Source organism: Bacillus sp. FSL K6-1366, from assembly GCF_037976695.1.
GTDB lineage: Bacteria > Bacillota > Bacilli > Bacillales > Bacillaceae > Bacillus > Bacillus subtilis.
This window is the reverse complement of record NZ_CP150268.1, coordinates 1,350,456-1,364,149: the sequence shown is the minus strand read 5'-3', so window position 1 is coordinate 1,364,149 and position 13,694 is coordinate 1,350,456. Positions and strand designations below refer to the sequence as shown.

Annotated in this window: 15 protein-coding genes; 9 read left to right on the top strand and 6 right to left on the bottom strand. The window is 44.5% G+C overall.

Annotated features, from left to right (window positions below):
- Positions 1-42: 42 nt before the first annotated feature.
- Together MHI44_RS07305 and fumC are read left to right on the top strand one after the other, a co-directional pair.
- The gene (locus MHI44_RS07305; RefSeq protein ID WP_003244599.1) at positions 43-228 is read left to right on the top strand and encodes a YvzF family protein; all 186 of its coding nucleotides are present in this window, start codon (positions 43-45) and stop codon (positions 226-228) included.
- A gap of 66 nt (positions 229-294) precedes the next feature.
- The gene (fumC, locus tag MHI44_RS07300) at positions 295-1,683 is read left to right on the top strand and encodes a class II fumarate hydratase (protein WP_003228523.1); all 1,389 of its coding nucleotides are present in this window, start codon (positions 295-297) and stop codon (positions 1,681-1,683) included.
- Positions 1,684-1,722: 39 nt separating this feature from the next.
- On the opposite strand, the gene MHI44_RS07295 is transcribed toward fumC, so the two are convergent.
- On the bottom strand, positions 1,723-2,598 hold the full coding sequence (locus MHI44_RS07295) for a TetR/AcrR family transcriptional regulator (protein ID WP_003243192.1): 876 nt from the start codon (positions 2,596-2,598) through the stop codon (positions 1,723-1,725).
- A gap of 167 nt (positions 2,599-2,765) precedes the next feature.
- Between MHI44_RS07295 and spxO the strand changes: the two genes are divergently transcribed.
- Positions 2,766-2,930, top strand: a complete 165-nt coding sequence (spxO, locus tag MHI44_RS07290; RefSeq protein ID WP_003221681.1) for an anti-adapter protein SpxO — start codon at positions 2,766-2,768, stop codon at positions 2,928-2,930.
- A gap of 27 nt (positions 2,931-2,957) precedes the next feature.
- On the opposite strand, the gene cssS is transcribed toward spxO, so the two are convergent.
- Together cssS and cssR are read right to left on the bottom strand one after the other, a co-directional pair.
- The gene (gene cssS / locus MHI44_RS07285; RefSeq protein ID WP_003228527.1) at positions 2,958-4,313 is read right to left on the bottom strand and encodes a secretion stress-responsive two-component system sensor histidine kinase CssS; all 1,356 of its coding nucleotides are present in this window, start codon (positions 4,311-4,313) and stop codon (positions 2,958-2,960) included.
- The gene (gene cssR, locus MHI44_RS07280) at positions 4,310-4,987 is read right to left on the bottom strand and encodes a secretion stress-responsive two-component system response regulator CssR (protein ID WP_003228529.1); all 678 of its coding nucleotides are present in this window, start codon (positions 4,985-4,987) and stop codon (positions 4,310-4,312) included. The genes cssS and cssR overlap by 4 nt, the downstream gene beginning before the upstream one ends.
- A gap of 277 nt (positions 4,988-5,264) precedes the next feature.
- Here cssR and htrB point away from each other — a divergent pair, with 277 nt between their 5' ends.
- Positions 5,265-6,641: a serine protease Do-like protein HtrB gene (gene htrB, locus MHI44_RS07275; RefSeq protein ID WP_124072731.1), complete on the top strand. Its 1,377-nt coding sequence runs from the start codon at positions 5,265-5,267 to the stop codon at positions 6,639-6,641.
- A gap of 43 nt (positions 6,642-6,684) precedes the next feature.
- Here the strand turns inward: htrB and mrgA are convergent, their stop codons facing one another.
- Both mrgA and MHI44_RS07265 read right to left on the bottom strand, forming a co-directional pair.
- Positions 6,685-7,146 carry a metalloregulation DNA-binding stress protein MgrA gene (gene mrgA / locus MHI44_RS07270; protein ID WP_339203226.1) on the bottom strand — a complete coding sequence of 154 codons (462 nt, stop codon included), beginning with the start codon at positions 7,144-7,146 and terminating at the stop codon, positions 6,685-6,687.
- An 89-nt stretch (positions 7,147-7,235) separates the two neighbouring features.
- Positions 7,236-8,078, bottom strand: coding sequence for an oxidoreductase (locus MHI44_RS07265; protein WP_339203224.1), 843 nt, complete (start codon positions 8,076-8,078; stop codon positions 7,236-7,238).
- Between the two features lie 134 nt (positions 8,079-8,212).
- On the opposite strand from MHI44_RS07265, the gene MHI44_RS07260 reads away from it, so the two are divergent.
- The 4 genes from MHI44_RS07260 to MHI44_RS07245 all read left to right on the top strand — a co-directional run bounded on the left by MHI44_RS07260 (position 8,213) and on the right by MHI44_RS07245 (position 11,912).
- Entirely contained in the window at positions 8,213-10,009 is a 1,797-nt protein-coding gene (locus tag MHI44_RS07260) for a M3 family oligoendopeptidase (protein ID WP_213385631.1), read from the top strand.
- 109 nt (positions 10,010-10,118) lie between these two features.
- A complete protein-coding gene (locus MHI44_RS07255; protein WP_213379895.1) occupies positions 10,119-10,556 on the top strand; it encodes a YusW family protein in 438 nt (145 codons plus the stop codon).
- A 216-nt stretch (positions 10,557-10,772) separates the two neighbouring features.
- Positions 10,773-11,600: an ABC transporter ATP-binding protein gene (locus MHI44_RS07250; RefSeq protein WP_010886609.1), complete on the top strand. Its 828-nt coding sequence runs from the start codon at positions 10,773-10,775 to the stop codon at positions 11,598-11,600.
- A 24-nt stretch (positions 11,601-11,624) separates the two neighbouring features.
- A complete protein-coding gene (locus MHI44_RS07245; protein ID WP_021480568.1) occupies positions 11,625-11,912 on the top strand; it encodes a YusU family protein in 288 nt (95 codons plus the stop codon).
- Positions 11,913-11,931: 19 nt separating this feature from the next.
- On the opposite strand, the gene MHI44_RS07240 is transcribed toward MHI44_RS07245, so the two are convergent.
- Positions 11,932-12,819 carry a LysR family transcriptional regulator gene (locus MHI44_RS07240; RefSeq protein ID WP_015714676.1) on the bottom strand — a complete coding sequence of 296 codons (888 nt, stop codon included), beginning with the start codon at positions 12,817-12,819 and terminating at the stop codon, positions 11,932-11,934.
- A 133-nt stretch (positions 12,820-12,952) separates the two neighbouring features.
- Here MHI44_RS07240 and MHI44_RS07235 point away from each other — a divergent pair, with 133 nt between their 5' ends.
- Positions 12,953-13,693: an SDR family NAD(P)-dependent oxidoreductase gene (locus tag MHI44_RS07235; protein WP_213379897.1), complete on the top strand. Its 741-nt coding sequence runs from the start codon at positions 12,953-12,955 to the stop codon at positions 13,691-13,693.
- Position 13,694: the final 1 nt, after the last annotated feature.

Below are 13,694 nucleotides of genomic sequence, written 5' to 3'. Positions count from 1 at the left end.
ATTTCATGGAGTAAGTTTTTTTATGAAAGCGGAGGAGACGAAGTGGCACAGGTAAGGCTAGCTGGAAAACAAGAAGAAATTGAACAGCTCATTAGATCATTTGAACAGCATTATGATGTCTCTTATACATCAAAGGAGTACGGCAGGACGAATCCAAAATACAAATATTCAAAGGATTCCCGCGTATATCTTGAATTAAAATTAAAATCTGCCAAGATCGAAAAATAAAAAGGATTTTTTGTGTCATTGGCGAATTATGATCTATTGAAGCAACCGTTATGGAGGGATACATAAATGGAATACAGAATTGAACGAGACACCATGGGAGAAGTAAAAGTTCCTGCTGATAAATTTTGGGGCGCCCAAACACAGCGAAGCAAGGAGAACTTTAAGATCGGTTCTGAAAAAATGCCGATGCGTGTTGTGAAGGCGTTTGCAATTTTAAAACGAAGCACTGCTCTAGCTAATAAACGCCTTGGCAATCTTGATGCTGAAAAAGCAGAAGCGATTGCAGCAGTTTGTGATGATGTGCTCAAAGGCAAGTACGATGACAACTTCCCGCTTGTCGTATGGCAGACCGGAAGCGGCACACAAAGCAATATGAACATGAACGAAGTGGTAGCCAACCGTGCGACTGCTTTATTAAAAGAGAAGAACTCTGATCAAACGATTCATCCAAATGATGACGTGAACCGAAGCCAAAGCTCAAACGACACATTCCCGACTGCGATGCATGTTGCCGCTGTTTTGGCTGTTTACGAGCAGCTTGTGCCGGCGCTTGATCAGCTTCGCAATACACTGGATGAAAAAGCAAAAGCATACAATGATATTGTCAAAATCGGACGCACGCATCTTCAGGATGCTACGCCACTGACCCTCGGACAGGAAATCAGCGGATGGGTTCACATGCTGGACCGTTCGAAGGAAATGATTTTGGAAGCGACAGATAAAATGCGTGCGCTTGCAATTGGTGGAACGGCTGTCGGAACGGGTATCAACGCCCACCCAGAGTTTGGAGAGCTTGTCTCAGAAGAGATCACTAAGCTGACCGGCCAAACGTTCAGCAGCTCGCCGAATAAATTCCACGCGCTGACAAGCCATGACGAAATTACTTATGCGCATGGCGCATTAAAAGCGCTTGCTGCTGACTTAATGAAAATCGCGAACGATGTCAGATGGCTCGCAAGCGGACCCCGCTGCGGCATCGGGGAGATCGTCATTCCTGAAAATGAGCCGGGAAGCTCCATTATGCCTGGTAAAGTCAACCCGACACAAAGCGAAGCGTTAACAATGATCGCAGCGCAAATCATGGGGAACGATGCGACAATCGGCTTTGCGGCGAGTCAGGGGAACTTTGAACTGAACGTGTTTAAGCCTGTTATTATTTACAACTTCCTGCAATCTGTGCAGCTGCTCAGTGACGGCATGAATTCATTCCATGATAAATGTGCTGTCGGTATTGAGCCTAATAAAGAAACCATTCAGGAAAACCTGTCAAATTCATTAATGCTTGTTACGGCGCTGAACCCGCATATCGGTTATGAAAACGCGGCGAAAATCGCCAAGCTTGCCCATAAAGAGGGATTGACGCTCAAAGAAGCAGCTTTGAAGCTTGAATTGCTGACAGAGGAGCAATTTAACGAAATGGTTAAGCCGGAAGACATGGTAAAACCAAAGGCGTAATAGAAAGAAAGAACGGCTGCTTTTTAAGCAGCCGTTCTTCTAAATATGTTGCTGTTTTAATAAATATTTAAGCTGTTCCGCATCTTTGGCGAGAGCTTCAGACTCCGTCAGATTATGAATCATTCCTTTTATGATCGCCAGCTTCGGTGTTTTTTTCTTCATTTCTGCTTCAAGTATGTCCAAGCTCTCCGATAATTCAAGAGAGGAGTTTGTGTTTAAGCTGTTAATTTTGTCACGTAGGCTTTTCACAATTGATTCAGTCAGCGGGTCAGGCCGTCCGTGCGTAAGAGGCCCGAATAAAGAGCTCGCCTCTTCCAATGTGATGAAAGGCTTATCGTTTCGTTCAGACATGCCTTTTACCATATCATCAATTCGATTCATAATGATATCAGCTAATTGAGACGGCTTCACAGTGTACCCGAGCAAAATCATGCATTCCAGGTAAATCTGGCTGATGCCCTCTATTAAAAAACAAAGCTCAGCAGTGTAGGGTTCCGCTTTTTTTCCATAGATGTTCAGCAGGCTGTCGATATGAAATTGAAGTGAGGACTGGCGGATTTTTTTTGCGCATTGCTCCACTTCTTCTGTGTAAGGCAGAGAACCCTCCTTCAACTGCATGCTGATAAAATCTTTGTGTTCAAGAATGTTTTCATAGAGGACGGTCAGCTGTTTACGGTAAGCCGTTCTGGGGCTGTCGCCCTTCGTTTTAATATTTAAAATTCGGGTAAACGTTTTATCATAATAGTAGTTCAGCATAGAGAGAAGAAGCGCTTCTTTCGAAGGAAAATAAATATAAAAAGCGCCTTTAGATATTTTGCATTCTTTTGCGATTTCCTGGACTGATGTTGAGTTGTATCCTTTTTGGGCAAATAGTTTTAAGGCTGTTTCAATAATCAGTTTTTCTTTTTCCTTCAATGGTTCCACCCTTTCGGAGCCCGGAGGCCTGCTAGGATATGACCATATAGTCACACCGTCTGTTATAAAATTAACCTTATTGTAACTTGTTTTTTTATCATGTATTATTTATATTATAAATTGAGATGACCGAATGGTCAAAGCTCAAGCGAAAGGGTGAATCTAGAATGAGAGAATTGGACGAAATGATCAGCCGCTTGCGAAACAGAGGAATCAAAGTGGAGAAAGTCAAATATCCGAAGCAGACCTTGTCAGAGAAAAAATGGGTTCATCAATGCAAACAGCCGCTCAAAACAAATTACAGAGATTTTAACGGCTATTCTTTCACATAAAAAAATAGACTGCAAAACATCTACAGTCTATTTTGGTACTGCTATGCGGTATGTTACACCCGTTTTGTCATTTTCAATTGAGATAGATGCCTTATGAAGAGTTAAAATTCGTTTTACGATGCTTAGACCAATGCCGAATTCGCCTTTCTTCCCTTTATTAAAAGGCTCATAGAGGCTGGAGAGCATCTCATCTTCAATATGCGGACCGTCATTTTTAATGGTGATCACGATATTTCGATCATCTTGTTTCATGCTGATTTCTATTTTTGTCTCAGCATAGCGGATTTGATTTTCCAAAATGTTTTCGAGGAGTTTGTTCCATTGCTCCGGATCGCCCGGCATCAAAATATCCTCTTCTACATCAATTTCCCACGATAGTTCTTTCCGCGCCCACTTCAATCGTTCGATGACTTCTTCTGTCACTTCCACAATACTGAACATGTCGTGCTGCACTTTTTGCTTCGCTAAATAATCCAGCTTCGTTAAATATAATAAATCCTTTATTTTTTTCTCCAGCTTAAGAGCTTCGCATTCAATAACATCTACAGTGTTTTCAAGGTCTCCTTTGGGAAAAATCCCGTCTTTAATTGATTGTGTATAGCCTCTGATGACCATGACCGGCGTTTTTAAATCATGAGAGATATTTTGCAATAGAGTTCTTTCTGTTTCATCCTTTTGCACAAGCTTTTGGCGCATCTCTTCGATGGTATGGCCCAATTTGCCGATTTCATCTTTCCGGTCCACTTTTACTGGGTCATCCCAATCCTGTTCAGAAATCCGTTTGACGTGTTTTTCAAATGATACAAGAGGCCTTGATAAATACTTTGCAAGCCAAATAGCCGGAATCCAGCTTAATAAAATGACGACAGCTATAATAAACAGAAGCTGTTTGAACAAGGTATAGGCCAAATCGTCCCGATAAGAATCAAGCGCGTAAGAGAGCATCATCGCTGATTGTCCATTGACGGAAAGTCCCTTTTTAATGACAAAAAACACTTTCTCTCCATTGACGTCGGCGCTGTAACGTTTCTTTTTAGCTTCCTGCTTATCAGCCAGCTTGTACACCTTGTGGATAAATGAAGATGACAGAATGCTTAAATCCTTGTCTGAAGAAGCCTCTTCATTTTCAGGAAGGAGCACGTGCTGGACGGAGCGGACAGTTGTCGGCGCCGTCGCTTCCTCGCTGTAATAGCGCCTTTCAATCGAACCTGGCAGGCGGTACTCTGTCAGAACATGCTGCTCATTTTCAATCGTCGTATACGTTTCATTAGTGAAAAAATCTCGCAGCGTGTTTGAAAATAACACAAGCAGTAAAATCGATATCGCTAACAGGATGCCGGATATGACAACCCATATCTGAAACGCGAGCGGCTTGTTTTTCATGATGACATCATCCTGTAGCCGAAACCGTAAATCGTCTCCACCTTCAATTCAGGCATCTTTCTGCGCAGTCTCCGGACGAGATCATCAACGACCCGGTCTGTTCCGAAGTAGTCATGTCCCCACACTTTTAGGAGGATATCCTCACGAGAGTATGGATGCCCTTTATGATGGATAAATAATAGCAGCAGATCAAATTCCTTTGACGTCAAATTGATGATATTCCCGTTTTCGTCATAGACCTCGCGGGCGTCTTCAGCGACCCGATACGAGGAGACGGCAATTTCATTTTTTTGGACAGGAGGAGCTTCCTTATATACGAGCTGCAGCAGCTTTTGCACACGGATAATCAGCTCCCGCGGCAGAAACGGCTTTGAAATGTAGTCATTGCTGCCAAGCTCTAAGCCAAGCACTCTGTCAATATCCGCATCACGGGCGGAAATAAAAATGACCGGCACGTCAGGATCTTTCGCCTTGATTTCTTTTATTAATGTATAGCCGTCGGTATCCGGCAGCATGATATCGAGAATCCATAGGTGGGGAGACGGTGTCATTTTCTTTCTGGCGTCTTCACCTTTCGTAAAAGATGTAATGTTCCAGCCCTCATTCTCTAAATACTTCGTCAGCAGTTCATTCAGGTTATCCTCATCTTCAACTAGATAAATGGTGTATGACAAGGCTCTTCACATCCTTTCAACGTCATTATAAACTAGTTTTAACATACGGCAGGCAATTTTCATAATTTCACATATTCTTTTCATTTTTATCCCACAATGTTTGTTTATGATATGTATAAGGGAAGAAAGGAAGAGAAAAAGAGCGAGGAAGATGTAGGATGATCAAACATATTCTATTTTGGTGCTTTGCTTTTCTCCTCATTATTGGGACAATTGAACTTGTACATGCGATGAATATGTAACGATAAATGAATAACCGTTAAAGGAGTGTAAGAACATGGATTATCGACGTGATGGCCAAAACGATCAACATCAAACTGAACCTTCACATACAGAACAGCAGAATACAGAAAACCAGAAGCTGATTGGACATTCTGAACAAGAATTGCTTGACGCGCCTGTGTCATATGAAGCGGGACGGCAGGAAACGGCTTCTGCACTAGAAATGGAAAAGCAAGAAACGGCTGTGAAAAAAGAAAAGAAACGGAGAGCCGCATGGCTGAGCCCGATTTTAGGCGGTATTATCGGCGGGGGCCTCATGCTTGGCATCGCGCCTTATCTGCCGTCAGACCAAAATCAGGCGACCGAATCCGCTTCCGCAAATAAACAGGTGCAGTCTGATAATTTTACAACGGCGCCGATAACGAACGCATCAAACATCGCTGATATGGTAGAGGATTTAGAGCCTACGATTGTCGGAATCTCAAATATCCAAACCTCTCAAAATAACACATTCGGCACGGGAGGAGGCTCCAGCTCAGAAAGTGAAAGCGGAACCGGGTCAGGTGTTATTTTCAAAAAAGACAGCGATAAAGCGTATATCATTACAAACAACCATGTCGTTGAAGGCGCGAACAAGCTGACTGTTACGCTATACAACGGAGAAACGGAAACTGCCAAGCTTGTCGGCAGCGATACCATTACTGATTTGGCAGTTTTGGAAATCAGCGGCAAGAATGTAAAAAAAGTGGCGAGCTTTGGTGACTCTTCACAGCTGCGCACTGGCGAAAAGGTAATCGCTATCGGTAACCCGCTCGGACAGCAGTTTTCCGGTACAGTGACACAAGGTATCATTAGCGGACTGAACCGGACAATTGATGTGGATACAACACAGGGGACGGTGGAAATGAACGTGCTGCAAACCGATGCAGCGATCAATCCGGGGAACAGCGGAGGCCCATTAATCAATGCAAGCGGCCAGGTCATCGGCATCAACAGCTTGAAGGTGAGCGAAAGCGGCGTGGAATCACTTGGATTTGCGATCCCAAGCAATGATGTCGAGCCGATTGTTGACCAGCTGCTGCAAAACGGGAAGGTGGACCGTCCGTTTTTAGGCGTGCAGATGATTGACATGTCACAAGTTCCTGAAACCTATCAGGAAAATACGCTCGGCCTGTTTGGAGATCAATTGGGCAAAGGTGTTTATGTAAAAGAAGTTCAAGCAAATTCGCCGGCAGAAAAAGCAGGTATTAAATCTGAGGATGTCATTGTCAAACTAAACGGTAAAGACGTGGAAAGCAGTGCGGATATCCGTCAGATCCTTTACAAAGACTTAAAAGTCGGAGATAAAACAACAATCCAAGTGCTGCGAAAGGGAAAAACGAAAACGTTGAACGCAACACTGACCAAGCAGACAGAAAGCAGTTCAAGCTAAGAAAAAACAAAAAGCTGAACCCGATTAAGGTTCAGCTTTTTTGTTACCCTAAATAAGAGGAAAGCATCCACACTTGTTTTTCAACTTCTTCAATTAATCCGACAAACAAGTCCGCTGTCGCATTGTCTTGATTTTCTTCAGCCAGGCCGATCACGAATTTAGATTCGCTGCTGATTTGTTTGTAGTCGTTTACCAATGCTTGTACCATTTCTGATGCTGATGCTTCGTTTCCGCCGTCTGTGATAGATGCATGCTCAGTGTATTCTTTCACTGTGGCAACAGGCTGTCCGCCAATCGCCAGCAGGCGCTCAGCGATGGTATCCACTGTTTCAGCCGCATGGTCATAAAGTTCTTCAAATTTCTCGTGCAATGTAAAGAAATGAGGCCCTTTCACATACCAATGGAAACGGTGGAGCTTAGAGTATAAAAGAAACCAGTTTGATAATTGTGTGTTCATTGAATTCTCAACTAATGTTTGATTTGTTTTTGCGTTTTCAGTTTTCATAAGATAACGTCCTCCTTGTGATCTGTTGACTTAATTATATCATATACTAAATAAAAATCAATACTAAATTATAATAATTATAATTTAGATCAGCTGTATAGCTTTTTCTTCAGGATAGACTCCCACGCAGACCAAGGAAAAAACGATCGGAACAGCAGGGTGAGCTTGATGCCCTTTCCGATCGGGTATCGCAATTTCTTGATATGCTGTTTTGTTGCCAATTGATAAATGAGGTCGGCAACCTCTTGGGGATCTCCGCTTTCTTCTCCGTTTTTTTCAACGTAGGAAAGGATCTTTTTATAGTATTGATGATAGGCTGAATCGTCAGCAGGCACCGACATAAAATTTGATAATGACGTTGTCCAGATCGATGTCTTATATGAGCCCGGCTCGATCAAAGCGGTTTCGATACCGAACGGAAGCAGCTCGATACGCAGGCTTTCAGAAAAACCTTCCAATGCATGCTTGGAAGAAACATATGGCGACAGCGCTGGGAATCCGGTCAGTCCGCTGATGCTGCTCACGTTTATAATCTTTGCGCCACCATGCTTTCTTATGTAAGGCAGAACGGTTTTTGTCACATGGATCACACCGAAGACATTCGTTTCAAATTGTTGTCTGAAATGTTCCATCGGCACATCCTCGACAAAACCTCCATAAGCCGTTCCGGCGTTGTTAACGAGTAAGTCGATCGGGGCGTAAGCACTAACGGCTTTTCCGAATGAGACTATAGATTGTTCATCGGTGACATCGAGAGCTGTAATGAGAATGGAATCAGACACATTGTGTGCTGCAGCCAATTCCCGAAGCTGTTCCGCTTTTTCAGGCTGTCTTGATGTGGCTATCACGAAAAATGATCGGGCAAGCTTTACAGCTGCCAGCAGACCGAAGCCGCTGGACGCTCCTGTTACGATGGCTATTTTTTTATTCATCCTATACCTCCTATTAAACTGCTATAGCTATTGTACAATCCTGAACAGGAAATGACGTCTGAAAAAAGAAATTTTTATACAACAATTCAGAATTGTTCTATAATAGAACGAAAGAAGGAAAGGGGTTTTGTGATATGGCGCTGCAAGGGGTAGGCCAAAGATGGGATCTTGATTCATTTTTTAAGGGCGGGAGCCAATCGGAAGAATTCAAAGGATATATTGAGAAGCTGTCACAAAGTCTGCGTGCATTTCAAGACAGGACTGATGCGTTTCAGGTGCCTGAATCGCCTGAAGAGGCTGAAGGGCTGACCGCGTTGCTTGATTTATTCGAACAGACATCCGTCAAACTTCAGCAGGCCGGCGCTTTTGTTGCCTGCCTCCAGGCCCAGAATATCAATGATCAAAAGGCTATAGAGCATCAGGCACTCATGAACCGGCTTTCCGCAGATTTTCAATCGTCGCTCGTTACATTAGATCATAAACTAATGGACATTGATCAAGACGTGTGGAATGAATTGTTAACAAAACCGGGATTGCGCGATGTTTCTTACATATTAAATGAAAGAAGACAGAGGGTTGCCGAAAAGCTTAGCCCCGGTAAAGAAAAACTGATCGGGAATCTTGCCGTGGACGGATATCACGCTTGGAGTGACTTATACAATATGGTTGTCGGGAAAATGACGATCCCGTATGAGGAAAACGGTGAAAACAAGCAATTGTCTGTCGGTCAGGCGGAGAATATGATGGACCATCAAGACCGTACTGTCAGAAAAACAGTATATGAACGTTTCCGCCAAGCTTGGGAGAGCAAGCAAGATATTTTCAGCAGCACGCTGAATCATTTGGCGGGATTCCGGCTTGAAACCTATAAAGCGCGCGGCTGGGAGAATGTCCTGAAGGAACCGCTGCAAATTAACAGGATGAAAAAAGAAACACTTGATACGATGTGGCAGGTCATCACTGAAAACAAGCAGCCGTTCGTTCAGTTTTTGAACCGGAAAGCATCCATGCTCGGCCTTGAAAAGCTTAGCTGGTACGATGTTGAGGCGCCGATCGGTTCTAACGGAAAGGCCTATTCGTATGATGAAGCCGCAAATATCATTACCAGCCAGTTTTCAACGTTTGGCAAAAAGCTGTCCTCATTCACTGAAAAAGCGTTTCGGGACGGCTGGATTGAGGCGGAAGACAGGAGTGGAAAAAGAGTCGGCGGCTTTTGCACCAGTTTTCCTGACAGCGGGGAATCCCGGATTTTCATGACATTTTCGGGCAGCGCCTCAAATGTCTCTACTCTTGCGCATGAACTCGGGCACGCGTTCCATCAGGAAGCAATGCTCGACGTCAGGCCGTTAAACCGCTCCTATGCCATGAATGTTGCAGAAACAGCTTCAACGTTTGCAGAGATGATAGTCGCGGACGCGACTGTCCAGCAGGCCGAGACGAGGGAAGAAAAGCTTGTTCTTCTGGAGGATAAAGTGCAAAGAAGTGTTGCGTTCTTCATGAACATTCACGCAAGATTTCTATTTGAAACGAGATTCTACGAGGAACGAAAGCGGGGAGTGGTACCGGCCAGCCGCTTGAATGAGCTGATGGAAGAGGCGCAAAGAGAGGCATACTGCAATGCGTTAGAAGAATATCATCCGCTTTTTTGGGCATCAAAGCTTCATTTTCACATCACGAGGGTGCCGTTTTACAATTTCCCTTATACATTCGGCTACCTGTTTTCTCTTGGCATTTACGCGCTGGCGCTTGAAGAAAAAAATGCATTCGAAGAGAAGTATATGGCGCTATTGCGCGATACGGCTTCTATGACAGTGGAGGATTTGGCGATGAAGCATTTGGGCGCTGACATCACAAAGCGCGATTTCTGGGAGAATGCCATCAAGCTGGCTGTGCGTGACGCCGAAACCTTTTTACAAATGACCGAATCTTAAAGAAAAAGCCGTGGCGTTAAATGCCCCGGCTTTTTCAATTCTTCTCTGAATGAGGATTTCATTCTCTGGATATACCTAAAATAAATGGAATCCTACAGGGGGGAAACATATGCATTTGATCAGAGCAGCCGGGGCTGTATGTCTCGCAGTGGTTCTGATTGCGGGCTGCCGTTTCAATGAAGACCAGCAGCAGGCAGAAGGAGAAAATACAGCCGTCACCCAGCTGAAGTCCGTTCCCTACAGTAATTTTTCGCTTCGTGTGAGCTACGGGGATGGTGAGCATAACCGTTATGAAGGAATCTATACAAAGAACGGGACTCAGGAAAAAGCGGAAATACAGGATAAGCTCTCCGGTGTCGATCAGGAGGGAGAAGAAGCACTGGATGAGATGAAAATGATTTTGAGCGAGCTTTCCGTGACAGACCAAATGGCTGAAACAGAAGTGATACACAGTGTGCTGGCAGCATTTAATCTGGACAGTCATTATGATCATATCGATTTAAAATTGAAACTGAAGGACGGCTCCATCAGAGAAATCAAGAAGTAATCTTGTGATAAAAAACCCATAAACGTCAATTATGTCCATAAAACTAATTGAAAATGATTTTCAAAGTCAGTGTTTTCTGCTACAATGAGGGATATATGACCATATCAAATGGCTGAATATCGGAATCACTTGCATTGATGACAATTGACTTAAAAGCATGTATATAGAAAACGTGCAATACATAGTGCTGCTAAAAGCCAGCAAAAAGGAGCGGTTATGGGTATGAGTGCAATTTCTACAGAAACGCTGAGCTTAGGATACGGGGATGCCGTTATTATTGATGAGTTGAATTTAACAATTCCCAAAGGTGAAATTACCGTATTTATTGGCAGCAATGGCTGCGGAAAATCGACACTTTTACGTTCATTAGCGCGCCTGATGAAGCCGAGAGGCGGTTCAGTGCTGCTGGAAGGAAGAGCCATTGCCAAGCTTCCGACGAAGGAAGTCGCAAAAGAGCTCGCAATCCTGCCCCAAGGTCCTTCGGCTCCAGAGGGGCTGACGGTGCATCAGCTGGTGAAGCAAGGAAGATATCCTTACCAAAACTGGCTGAAGCAGTGGTCAAAAGAGGATGAGGAAGCAGTTGAGAGAGCGCTTAAAGCAACAAAGCTTGAGGACATGGCTGACCGTGCCGTTGATTCTTTGTCAGGCGGACAGCGCCAGCGGGCTTGGATTGCGATGACGCTTGCCCAGGAAACGGATATCATCCTTCTTGACGAGCCGACGACGTATTTAGACATGACGCATCAAATTGAAATTCTTGATTTGCTGTTTGAGCTGAATGAAAAGGAAGACCGGACGATTGTTATGGTTCTCCATGACTTAAACTTGGCGTGCCGCTATGCGCATCATCTTGTGGCCATAAAAGATAAACGGATTTATGCAGAAGGCCGTCCGGAAGAGGTCATCACTTGTGATCTTGTGCAAAATGTGTTTTCTATGAACTGTCAGGTTACACAGGACCCGCTCTTCGGAACGCCTCTTTGCATTCCTCATGGCAGGGGCAGATGCATTGTCCAGGAAGCGGCTTTCACATCACATGGATAAATAACGCAGCGAAGGAGCTTTCAATTGAGAAAGCTCCTTGCTGTTTTTTCGAAAGGAAGATGGCAAATGGAACAAAAACTTCAGGAGCAGCTGGATGGATTGCTGGAGAAGTATACTGAGCTTCTGCTTGGTGAGACAAACGATGAGCTAAAAGAAGAAGTGAAGCAATGGATTTTGTACACGCATATAGCCAAGAGCATGCCACCGCTCGCTAAGCATTGGAATGCGACATACCCCGACGCAAAGCAGGGCATTAAAGAGATCATTCAGCATATTAAGGAATTAAATGAAGCGCATCGAAACAAACAATAGCCAAAAAGCAGTCTGTACATTATAGCAGACTGCTTTTTTGTGATTCAGCCGTTTTATCTGGCGTAAAGGAATCCATAAAGGTTCTCAGCGCGCTGCTGATAAACGAATCTTTTCGAACAATAAACTCTGTTTTCATCTGGCTGAGCGCTTCAGGCAGCGGGTACAATCGAATTGATCCTTCTGCTTCATGTTTCTGCACAACCGTTCTTGGCAGCAACGAGATGCCAAGACCTGCTGTAACCCCGCCGATAATTGCTTCAAGCGTCCCAAATTCCATAATGACCGGCTGTGTGACACCGACGGAGCGCAGCCATTTTTCAAGTGTTTCTCGATACGAACAGCCTGTGCTGTAAACGAGAATCGGCTTTGTGATGGCTTCCTCAACATCGGGCACGGAGGCAGCCGAAACAACTACTGGTTCTTCCTCAAACGCAGGATAGGATTCGAGCTCAGGATGATGGCATTCGCATCCGATAAACGCGCCATCCAATTCATAACGAAGAACTTTATCAAGGAGAAATTGCGTATGTCCTGTTGTTAAAGATAGCTGGACGTTTGGATGTTCTTCATAATAAGATGCCAGGAGCTTTGGAAGCCTTACCGCGGCGGTTGTCTGAGTGGAGCCGATCATAAGCGGCCCGCTTGGTTCTGCGGAGGATGAGAGCGCTTTAGACGCTTCATCAAGCAGGCCGATAATTTTATTTGCGTAGTCCAGCAGCAATTTTCCGCTTGCAGAAAGTGTCATGCCCCGATTATGGCGCAAAAACAGTGTGGTACCCAGCTCAGCTTCCAATTGCTGAATTCTGGCCGTGACATTCGATTGTACATAGCCAAGCTGCAGGGCTGCTTTCGTAATGGTTCCTTCACGAGCTACCATTTGAAACACACGTAAATCTCCGCTTTCCATTTTGAACTCCTCCGTTCGTTTGCTATCAATCTAAGTGATATCTAGTATCTTTAACAATCATTATACGTAACATCAAAGCTGGATTACAATGGAATCAGAAATATACTTTAGTCAACAGCAAGGAGTGGCGGCAATGAATGTCTTGAACAAAATAGCTCTCGTAACGGGGGGCGGCACAGGAATCGGAAAAGCAGCCAGTATGGAATTGGCAAAGCGCGGGGCGATTGTGGCGGTGAATTATTCACGCTCGCAATCAGAAGCGGAGGAAACAGTGGAAAAGATTCGAAAAGCTGGCGGGCAAGCCTTCGCCATCCAAGCAGATGTATCCAAAAACAGCGACGTGCAGGATATGGTTCAAACAATCGTGAAAACATACGGCCCGATTGATGTTTTAGTCAACAATGCCAGCATTACACGGCATATTCTAATGGATAATCTTGAGGCTGCGACAGAAGACATATGGGATGAGCTGTATGCCGTCAATGTGAAAGGGATGTTTTTTTGCGCGAGAGCAGTGGTTCCGTTCATGAAGAAAAGCAAGGCCGGGGCGATCGTAAACGTCGGCAGCATCGCAGGGATAACTGGTGTCGGCTCATCTATGCCTTACGCAGTATCAAAATCAGCGGTGCACGGTTTAACGAAATCATTGGCCCACGCCTTAGCGCCTGAAATCAGAGTGAGCGGTGTAGCACCAGGAGCTGTGGCAACGAGATGGTGGGCCGGACGGGAAGAAAAAATGAAAAGCATGATCGGCTCTTTGCCGCTGCAGTGTATTGCTGAACCAGATGATGTTGCCAAATTGATTTGTTCACTAATTGAACAGGAATCACTCACAGGCCAAATTATCACAATTGACAGCGGACAGACGCTGTAAA